The organism is Scytonema sp. UIC 10036 (genome assembly GCF_009725235.1).
The window spans coordinates 1-9,086 of record NZ_WJFC01000335.1; the positions used below are offsets into that span (position 1 = coordinate 1).

Annotated in this window: 9 protein-coding genes; 3 read left to right on the plus strand and 6 right to left on the minus strand. The window is 42.0% G+C overall.

The annotated features are described in order from the left end of the window. A partial coding sequence (locus F7734_RS59280; protein ID WP_207714483.1) for a U32 family peptidase occupies positions 1-856 on the plus strand: 856 nt, incomplete at its 5' end. A gap of 321 nt (positions 857-1,177) precedes the next feature. On the opposite strand, the gene F7734_RS59285 is transcribed toward F7734_RS59280, so the two are convergent. From F7734_RS59285 to F7734_RS59295, 3 genes are all read right to left on the minus strand, one after another. Continuing rightward, positions 1,178-1,903: a DevA family ABC transporter ATP-binding protein gene (locus F7734_RS59285; protein ID WP_155753513.1), complete on the minus strand. Its 726-nt coding sequence runs from the start codon at positions 1,901-1,903 to the stop codon at positions 1,178-1,180. 222 nt (positions 1,904-2,125) lie between these two features. Continuing rightward, positions 2,126-3,292 carry an ABC transporter permease DevC gene (gene devC, locus F7734_RS59290; protein WP_155753514.1) on the minus strand — a complete coding sequence of 389 codons (1,167 nt, stop codon included), beginning with the start codon at positions 3,290-3,292 and terminating at the stop codon, positions 2,126-2,128. 30 nt (positions 3,293-3,322) lie between these two features. Next, positions 3,323-4,498 carry an ABC exporter membrane fusion protein gene (locus F7734_RS59295; RefSeq protein ID WP_155753515.1) on the minus strand — a complete coding sequence of 392 codons (1,176 nt, stop codon included), beginning with the start codon at positions 4,496-4,498 and terminating at the stop codon, positions 3,323-3,325. Positions 4,499-4,732: 234 nt separating this feature from the next. Between F7734_RS59295 and F7734_RS59300 the strand changes: the two genes are divergently transcribed. Then, on the plus strand, positions 4,733-5,308 hold the full coding sequence (locus tag F7734_RS59300; protein WP_155753516.1) for a TetR/AcrR family transcriptional regulator: 576 nt from the start codon (positions 4,733-4,735) through the stop codon (positions 5,306-5,308). 262 nt (positions 5,309-5,570) lie between these two features. After that, entirely contained in the window at positions 5,571-6,488 is a 918-nt protein-coding gene (locus F7734_RS59305) for a tetratricopeptide repeat protein (protein WP_155753517.1), read from the plus strand. 142 nt (positions 6,489-6,630) lie between these two features. Here the strand turns inward: F7734_RS59305 and F7734_RS59310 are convergent, their stop codons facing one another. The 3 genes from F7734_RS59310 to F7734_RS59320 all read right to left on the minus strand — a co-directional run bounded on the left by F7734_RS59310 (position 6,631) and on the right by F7734_RS59320 (position 9,006). Next, on the minus strand, positions 6,631-6,960 hold the full coding sequence (locus F7734_RS59310) for a hypothetical protein (RefSeq protein WP_155753518.1): 330 nt from the start codon (positions 6,958-6,960) through the stop codon (positions 6,631-6,633). A gap of 66 nt (positions 6,961-7,026) precedes the next feature. Next, positions 7,027-7,674 (minus strand): hypothetical protein, encoded by a 648-nt coding sequence (locus tag F7734_RS59315; RefSeq protein ID WP_155753519.1) that lies wholly within the window; start codon positions 7,672-7,674, stop codon positions 7,027-7,029. 225 nt (positions 7,675-7,899) lie between these two features. Next, positions 7,900-9,006 carry a D-alanine--D-alanine ligase family protein gene (locus F7734_RS59320; protein WP_155753520.1) on the minus strand — a complete coding sequence of 369 codons (1,107 nt, stop codon included), beginning with the start codon at positions 9,004-9,006 and terminating at the stop codon, positions 7,900-7,902. Positions 9,007-9,086: the final 80 nt, after the last annotated feature.

Consider the following 9,086-nt stretch of genomic DNA (forward strand, 5'->3'; position numbering starts at 1 on the left):
CTCCCTTCCCTCCCTCATAGCATTAGTACGAAACTTAAAGCAACTGCAAGCAGCACTCGAGACAGGAATTGAAACAATTTATTGTGAATTTGAAGATCCCCGTGCGTATAAAGAAGCAGTACAGATAGTCCGTTCCTCCCCAATGTCTTCAATTTGGGTTGCACCACCCAGAATAACCAAACCAGGAGAAAACTGGATTTTGCAACAAGTGCGTTCTTGCGATGCTGATGGTTATCTCATCAGAAATTACGATCACCTCCAATACTTTGCCCAAGATCGTTGTGTGGGAGACTTCTGCCTAAACATTGCCAATTCCCTCACAGCAGACTATTTTAAAAACAAATTTGGGTTAGAAAGAGTTACAGCATCTTACGATTTAAACGTAGCTCAATTGGAAGATCTCCTAAAGAGCTGCCCAACGGACTGGTTTGAGGTAACAATTCATCAGCATATGCCCATGTTTCATATGGAACATTGTGTATTTTGTGCTTTCTTATCCAAAGGAACAGACTATACCAACTGCGGACGCCCCTGCGAAAAGCACGAGGTAAAATTGCGGGATAGGGTGGGAACAGAACACATCCTCCAAGCTGATGCAGGCTGTCGCAACACAGTGTTTAATGGTACAGCACAAACAGGAGCAGAATACGTACATCGGCTTTTAGAGCTTGGATTGCGTTACTTCCGCATTGAATTTGTGAATGAGACACAAGAGTTGGTAATACAAACAATACATCTCTACCGTCAACTGTTGCAGGGAGAGATTACAGGTTCTCAACTTTGGCGGGAGTTAAAGTTACAAAATCAGCTTGGTGTGACTCGCGGACCAATGGCTGCAAATGCAATGCGATCGTAATTTTAAGAAGCTTCAGGAAGAGGAATATTTATTATACAATGCTCTCTTCTCTCTTTTCTTCGCGCTCTTTGCGTCTTTGCGGTTAATTATTTTACAATTTAAATAGGACTGCCATAGAACACTGAAGCTAAAATTAGGGATTAAATTCATACCCATATTTCAATTAGTAAATCAGGATATTTAAATACCATAAAAGAATAATCCGAGCGCTTCTATCCCGCTTGAATATTACCTAATTAAATGAACCGCAAAGACGCAAAGTACATGAAGAAACAGGTGAAGAAAATCAGTAATCTTATGGCGGAAAGGAAGTCTCAGTCATTAATGTACCAAAGCAGCAGAGTTGGGATTCTCTGCTAAGCGTCCATCTTCCATATAAATGATGCGATCGGCAATGTCGAGAATGCGGTTATCATGAGTGACAAGTAATATGGTGCAGCCTTGTTGCTTTGCCAGGGCTTGCATCATTTCTACAACATCTCTACCAGATTTTTTGTCTAACGCTGCTGTTGGTTCGTCTGCTAATACAATTTTAGGCTGACTGACAAGCGCACGAGCGATCGCAACTCTTTGTTTTTGTCCTCCCGAAAGACCATCAGCGTAATAGTCCACCCGATTGCCCAAACCAACCGTTTTCAGAATTTCGGTTGAGATAGCATCCATATCTTGATTTAAATACTCTTCATGTAATTCCAAAGACATTCGTACATTTTGTTTAGCAGTCAAAAAGCTGAGAAGATTGTGTGCTTGAAAAATATAACCAATTTGCTTTCGGACTTGTCTCATCACCTCTTGACTTGCGCCACGCATTTCCTGACCTAAAATTTTTAAGCTTCCTTCTTGTGCTGAACGCAAACCCCCCATTAATGACAGCAAAGTGGTTTTTCCCGAACCGGAAGGTCCTGTCATAATGACAATTTCTCCCATAGAAATATCAAGATTAATATCAAATAAAGCTTGTTTTTTTAGGTCTCCTTGACCGAAGTAATAATTGAGATGACGAACTGTAATTACAGATTTGCTTTCTGATGATGTTTGAAAAGTCATGATTGATGTATTAAATATTTTTTACCCCACCCTAACCCTCCCCTTGTGAAGGGGAGGGAACTGGCCATTCAATTTCCCCCCTTTACAAGGGGGGACTAAGGGGGGTAATTATATGATTAAAATGACAATCAACCACTTTTCAAACATCCTCTTTGACGTCTCATTAAAATTAAAGTTAGAAATAGTCTTTTCCATAAGAATTCGAGCCAAAATATTTTCAAATTAAAAAACATCAGCAGGGTCAGCCGATCGCAATTTACCCATGGATACAGCCGCAGAAGCAATACACATAATAATGGTTAGAAGCAGCACCATTGTTGAACGGCTTAGGTTCATCATAATGGGTAGCAAAGTTGCTTTTTGAGCAATTTGGTAAAGCCCGATAGAAAGCACAAATCCCGGTAAGAACCCCAAAATGGCAAGAATAAGAGATTCTTGCACGATGACACCAATCAAGAAATTATCGCCATAACCCATAGCCTTCAACGTAGCATATTCTGGTAAATGATCGGAAACATCAGAGTAAAGAATTTGATATACAATAATAAACCCGACAAAAAAGCCAACAGTTGCTCCAAATCCAAAGATAAAACCAACAGGGCTATTGACTGCCCAATACATTTTTTCCCTGTCTACAAATTCCTCTTTTGTAAGTACTAAAACATCTTTAGGTAAATAAGCTTGTATAGCCTTCTGTACTTTCTTAATGTCACTATCGGGTTTTAAGTTAACTATACCAATATCAATTTGGTCGGGTTGACGTTTTGGAAATAGTCGCAGAAAGGTAGAATCGCTAGTAATCAAACTGCCATTAATTCCAAAAGATGTTCCAATACGAAACAGTCCAACGACTTTAACTTCAACGTCATTTACTTGCACGGATAAGGAGTTCTGTTTTTGGAGAAGCGTAGGAACATTTCCAAATTGCGGTCTCCCTGCTTCGTCGTACAGCACCTGATTCAAAACTTTGAGATCGTTCAAGCGTTCGTTAACTTCTGGCAAATTAAATGCTGGTTTTGCAGGATTGATACCGATAACAAGTGCATTGCGGTTTGCTAGGTTTTGAGGGTTGCGCCAATCACCTTGACCGATGTACAAGGAGTTAATTGACTCTACTCCTTTGACTCCCGCCGCTTGATACAGCCTTGCTCTGGGGAAACTTTTTACAGATTGAATGTTATCTGACAGTGGATTGACGATGAACAAATCGCCTTGCATTGTGTCGTAAACTTTCTTTGCAGAATCGTATAGCGAGTCCATGAGTCCGAGTTGGACAAACATTAAGACATCAGCAAAGGCAATTCCTGCTAATGCGATCGCAAGTCGAGATTTTTCTCGTGTCACTTGCAGCCAAGATAGGGGTGTTTTGCGGAAGAATTGGCGAAGCATATACTTTATTAGGTTAAAAACAAACAATATCTAAAGTTGAATAGCAGCTTGAACTTGTAAGTTTGTTAGATTGGCAACTTGCTGGCTGTCTTTTGGGTTGAGGCTGATTCTGACTTCAACCACTCTCCGATCTAAGTTTTCTCCTGGCTGATTGCTAAAGACTTTTTGTTGGGTGATTTGCACTCCCATCTGCCGAACTGTTCCACGCAGTTCTCCAGGGAATGACTCACTCGTAATGATGGCGGTTTGTCCGGGACGAATCTTGCCAATGTCAGTTTGGTAAACCTCCGCAACCACTTCCATTTGGTCAGTTTTCCCCAAATCGGCGATTCCATCTTGACCGACGGTTTCACCAGGCTTAGCATAAATCTCTAAAATGCGACCTGCCATTGGCGCACGGATATATGCTTGCTTGAGATCGGCTTCAGCTTTTTTGACCGCAGCTGTTGCCTGCTTGATTTCTGCTTGAGATGCCCGCACGTCTACAGGGCGTACTTCTGTGATTTTTTCTAGAGTGGCTTTTGCTTCTTCTATCTGCGCTCGCAGTGTATCTGCTGTACGGTTTTGGTTGGCTTGGGCTTCCAGAAGTTGTGCTCGAGCCGTTTCAAACGCCAATTTTTTATTGTCAAATCTCAATGCAGATTCTGCCCCCTCTCGATAGAGCATTTGGTAGCGCTCGTACTCCGCACGGGCTATGTTCAATTCCGATTGGCGGCGGGTAATGATGGCTTTTTGTGTGGCAATTTCTCCTTGTAACTGTGCCTGAAGGCGGGCAATAGCTGCTTTCTGTGCGGCAATTTCTCCAGATTTCGCTCCGGCTTGAACTTGTGCTAATTTGGCTCGCGCAACTTCTACTTTCTCTTTGGCTTCCAATACCGTTTCTTGCAAGCGATCGCGACTGTCTAAAATTGCAATAACTTGACCGGCTTGAACGGAACTACCTCGTTGCACAAACAACTGAGCAATGCGATCGTTGTTTAAGGTGACAGGCGCTGAGACTCGTATCACTTCTTCTGCTGGTTCTATTCGTCCTAAAGCTACAATCTGCTGGATGGTTGGAATACTTTCTATTGGTGTGGACAGTTGAGTCGTGCGATCGAATTGGGAGATGCCGTAGTAAGCCGTCATACCTGTAATGCCCGTTGCAATCAGAATCAGAGGAACTGTCCATTGATTGGGTAATTTTGATGATATTTTCAAAGCCATAATAATTCACTCCTATGCGGGTATAAGTTGGAGCACATTATAGTACCCAAATTAAACTTGCTTGTTTAGTTTATATACACTACGGTATCGTATCGAAATTGAAAGGTCAAGAGTTTTGATTAGCTTTTTGGTAAGGCAGAGGTTAGAAGGTTTGTTTGCTAGGATGTGATTCTATAGAGTTAGAGCTTTGATTAACCTAAAGCGCAGTTCCAATACCGCTAGTAGAATTGAATCATGAAAGAATTTGCTAAAAGCGGTCGTCCGAGAAGTACTCAGGCAGATCGATCTATTATTCAAGCAACTCTCGATCTTCTTGCGGAAGTTGGCTACGAACGCACGAGTATAGAAGCGATCGCATCTCGTGCAGGGGTGGGTAAAACTACCATTTACAGGCGGTATTCATCAAAAGCAGAGCTAGTGGCGGATGCGTTAGAAAGCAGGAGAGAACAGATTTCCATCCCAGACACGGGAGACTTTTGGAGAGACTTTGAGATTCTCATTGAACAAGGAATCCCCAAGCAAGATTCTTACCTGGAGCGCCAGACAATTGCCACAATCGTCAGCACCTCAAGCAGCAATCCTGAGTTTGCCGAAATTTATTGGAAGAAGTATGTCTTGCCTCGACGTAAAGCTTTCTGCCAAGTTTTCGATCGCGCTAAAGAGCGAGGAGAGATCTCACCAGATGTAGATAACGACTTTATCGTCGATCTTTTGATAGGTTACGTGCTATTTACACTTTGTATTAAACCGCAAACAGAACCTTTTGAGGTCAGTATTCGCGTGCTATCAGGTTTCTTGTTAAACCAATAGATGTGGTACTCTATGAAATGGGGATGGGGACAGGGACAGGGGACAAGGTAAACTTTCTTCCTTGTCTACCCCCTCTCCCCTGTCTTCCCATGTCTCACCCCTCTCCCCTGTCTCCATGTCTACCCCCTCTCCCCTGTCTCCCATGTCTACCCCCCTCCATGTCTACCCTGTCCTAAATATTTTTAGTTCAGTTGTTAAACCGTGCTATTTTTTGGGGAATCTATAAAATAGAAAAATCTATCCAAGGCAAGATGCTCAATTTATGAAATTAACAGTCAACTTAGAAGCAGAGTTTTTCTATAACCAAGGATTGCGTCGAAACAAAGCGGCAAAGTTTGAAGAAGCGCTCGCTAGTTTTGATAAAGCGTTGAGGTGTAAACCCGATTACCCTGAAGCGTTATCCCAAAAAGGTTTTGCTTTGGGTTCTCTGGGTCGTCATGAGGAAGCGATCGCTTGCTTTGACCTCATTATAAAATTCAACTCAGCTGATTGCTGGCTTTGGCACAACCGAGCCATTGCTTTAGGAAAGCTGGGGCGTTACAGCGAAGCAGTTGGTTGCTTCGATCGCGCCCTTGAGTTAAATTCCAAAGCTGGGACTATTTGGCACAATCGCGGTTTAACCTTGTGTGACTGGGGAAAATACGATAAAGCAGTTAAAAGCTTTGAGCGAACTTTAGAATTTCAACCCGATGCTTATTGGGCGTGGAACAACAAAGCAAATGCTCTCAAACAGTTGAGACGCTATAAAGAAGCGCTTGACAGCTACGATCGCGCCATTGAGTTCGATCCAAGTAACACAATGGCTTGGCACAATCGAGGTATGAATTTATTTGAGTGGGGGCGTTATGAAAAAGCCCTCAAAAGCTTTGACCGAGTTTTGGAAATTCAGCCAGACTATTACAAAGCTTGGTTCAATCGAGGTGTGACTTTGGAAAAATTACAGCGTCACTCTGAAGCACTAGCTAGCTACAAACAAGCTTCAGAATTACAGCCTAATGATGACGTTATCTGGTACAACTTAGCTCGTTGCTACAATATAGAGAATAATGCTGAAGAAGCTATTAAAAATTTACAGCGAGCCATCCGTTTATGCCCTGAAAAATACTTAGCCGAACTGAAACATAACTCTGATTTCGACAATATTCGTAAAGACATTCGATTTCAATCCTTACTAGCTTAGTATGGGACTCGTATTTGATTTTTGAACTACATGTTGGTAGGGCTGAGCTTACCACAAAACTTATGTAGAGACGCTTTCATGAGAATGCGTCTCTACATAAGTTAGATACGATGCAGAATAAATATTTGGAGATGTTTTAATTTCACCCACTTACTAAAACTTTATATTTAGCAAGGCTTGCAACAAATCTCTTTTGATTTTTCACAAATAAAGCCCGTACTTCTGCATATTGTTCAGCCATGGCGCGGGCTTTATTCAAATTATCTTTCATTGAATCGGAAGTTTTGCCACTAACTGTTGCTGGAGTATTAAGTACACTCTCACATACACTATGACCTACTGCAATGCCTTGCTCCAATGTATTCGTTTGACTTTGAATGTTTACTTCATCCCCAAGTATTTCTAGCCATTTTTGAAACATTAAGGATTGCTCGTGAATAATTTGTAAATATTCAAGTTCTGGGGTTTTCATGAGTAATAGGCACTGAGGTGAACTATTATGTATTTAATACTCATTCTGCCTTAAAATTTTGTCTTTTTAATCTTTACGCAAAATTGTTGATAAAGGAGTATGTTTGCGTATATCAAACACGCTTGCGAGAGTTTCTTGGCTGGAATTGCGCGACATACTGTGTTCTGGTGGCATAACTGTCACTACAGGTTGTGCTTGACGTGCGGGTACTGCTACAGCAGCCATTTTCGCTGGAACTAAGACTGGTTTGTTTCTTGGCGGACGCGGTGCCATTCTTTGGTGGCGTTGCGTTAGACGTGCTTGGTAGCGGTTGAAATGATTCTTCACCATTTGACGCTTTCCTGGGAGATTTAACAGCAGGAATAAAACCAAGCTGCCACTTCCACAACTTAGAGCGATCGCCAGTATCATCCATAAAGGCATGGGATTCTCTGTCTCTGTAGGAGTACTACTAATTGGTTGGACAACCTCTGCTTCTGAGACTTCTGGTTCTTCCTCTTCTACACTTCCAACGGAACCCAGACTGTACAGGGCAAGAGTACCACTAGCAAGAAAAACTCCCGACAATCCTATAGGTAAAAATAACGGATATTTTGCCAATACGCTCATTAAGGAATTTTTAGCTGTTGCTGGCTTGGACTTTTTTTTCTTCATCATTGGCATCGGCATTTCCTTTTGAGATGCCTGTTGCTCTAGATTCTGACTGCTTTCCATAATAAATTAAAGTCTGAATGTGCCCTCAAATACTAAATTTTACTTAAGGGTTAAGCTTCCTGTATCCGTAGCGCAATTTATATTTAAGTAACTTTTTTTCTAAAAATTCTTCACTTCATTACATTTTTTTGGTTTTTTTTAAGTATATTCGGTCACTTAATAAAGACGCGCCATGGCGCGTCTCTACATTTATTAACCCGCTGCTCACTGGTCACTGGTCACTGATTACTGTCTTTCAAGCGCAAGTTGAATGAGTGTATCTACAAGTTCTGGAAAGGGTACACCACTATGAGACCAAAGAAGGGGATACATACTTGTTGCTGTAAAACCCGGTAAAGTATTGATTTCATTAATAAAAACTTCTCCTGTCGCCTCTACATAGAAAAAATCTACTCTTGCCAATCCCGCAGCATCTACAGCTGCAAAGGCTTGCAATGCCATTTCTTGTATTTGGTGGATAACAGTTTCTGCAACAGGTGCGGGAATCAGTAAATCTGCTTTTCCTTCCGTATATTTTGTTTCATAATCATAAAAGTCACTATTATAAGTAATTTCACCGACAATAGAAGCTTTAGGTTGGTCGTTTCCCAAAACCGCACACTCTAATTCTCGTGCAACAACGCCCGCTTCTACAATGATTCTGCGATCGTAGCTAGCGGCACTATCTAAAGCAGTTTCTAACTCTTGTCGCGATCGCACTTTTGCAATTCCCACTGATGAACCCAAGTTAGCAGGCTTAACAAAACAAGGATAGCCCAAAGTTGCTTCTATTTCATCACATAGCTTGGGAAAAACACAAGGATTGGACCAAATTTGCGATCTATTGACACCAATGTATTTGACTTGGGGTAAACCTGCTTGAGCAAAAGCTGTTTTCATCGCAATCTTATCCATTCCGAGTGCCGAACCCAAGACCCCAGAACCGACAAAAGGAACTTGCATTAAGGTGAGTAACCCCTGAATTGTACCGTCTTCGCCGTTAGGACCGTGAAGAATCGGGAACCAAACATCAACAAGTGCAACTTGAGCGGGAGATTGCCAGCGATGCAAAGTTTGAGTTTGAGCAACTGATAATTGAGAATTATTTGTATCTGCTCCCTCAACTTCAGTTGCTTGAGATAACTCCAGTGGTTTTCCTGATGCCAAAACTTGTTGTGGTGACTCCCCAGCCAACCAACGCCCATCTTTTTGGATGTAGAAAGGCAGTATTTCATACTTGCTAGCATTTTGCCCCGCACTTAAAGCACCTGCGATCGCTCGTGCTGAATTGATAGAAACTTCATGTTCTCCCGAACGACCCCCAAATAATAATCCTACCCGCACCTTTGCCATATAGAAGACCTCTGTCACTCTAGAACCAAGCTAGCGTAGCATACTTGAGCCAGTTAGGGAGTAGGGGGGAGGGGGTAGGG

Excerpts from the sequence above, each read along its gene's own strand:
- F7734_RS59285 (WP_155753513.1), bottom strand. The coding sequence starts at position 1,903 with ATGACTTTTCAAACATCATCAGAAAGCAAATCTGTAATTACAGTTCGT.
- devC (WP_155753514.1), bottom strand. The coding sequence starts at position 3,292 with ATGCTTCGCCAATTCTTCCGCAAAACACCCCTATCTTGGCTGCAAGTG.
- F7734_RS59295 (WP_155753515.1), bottom strand. The coding sequence starts at position 4,498 with ATGGCTTTGAAAATATCATCAAAATTACCCAATCAATGGACAGTTCCT.
- F7734_RS59300 (WP_155753516.1), top strand. The coding sequence starts at position 4,733 with ATGAAAGAATTTGCTAAAAGCGGTCGTCCGAGAAGTACTCAGGCAGAT.
- F7734_RS59305 (WP_155753517.1), top strand. The coding sequence starts at position 5,571 with ATGAAATTAACAGTCAACTTAGAAGCAGAGTTTTTCTATAACCAAGGA.
- F7734_RS59310 (WP_155753518.1), bottom strand. The coding sequence starts at position 6,960 with ATGAAAACCCCAGAACTTGAATATTTACAAATTATTCACGAGCAATCC.
- F7734_RS59315 (WP_155753519.1), bottom strand. The coding sequence starts at position 7,674 with ATGGAAAGCAGTCAGAATCTAGAGCAACAGGCATCTCAAAAGGAAATG.
- F7734_RS59320 (WP_155753520.1), bottom strand. The coding sequence starts at position 9,006 with ATGGCAAAGGTGCGGGTAGGATTATTATTTGGGGGTCGTTCGGGAGAA.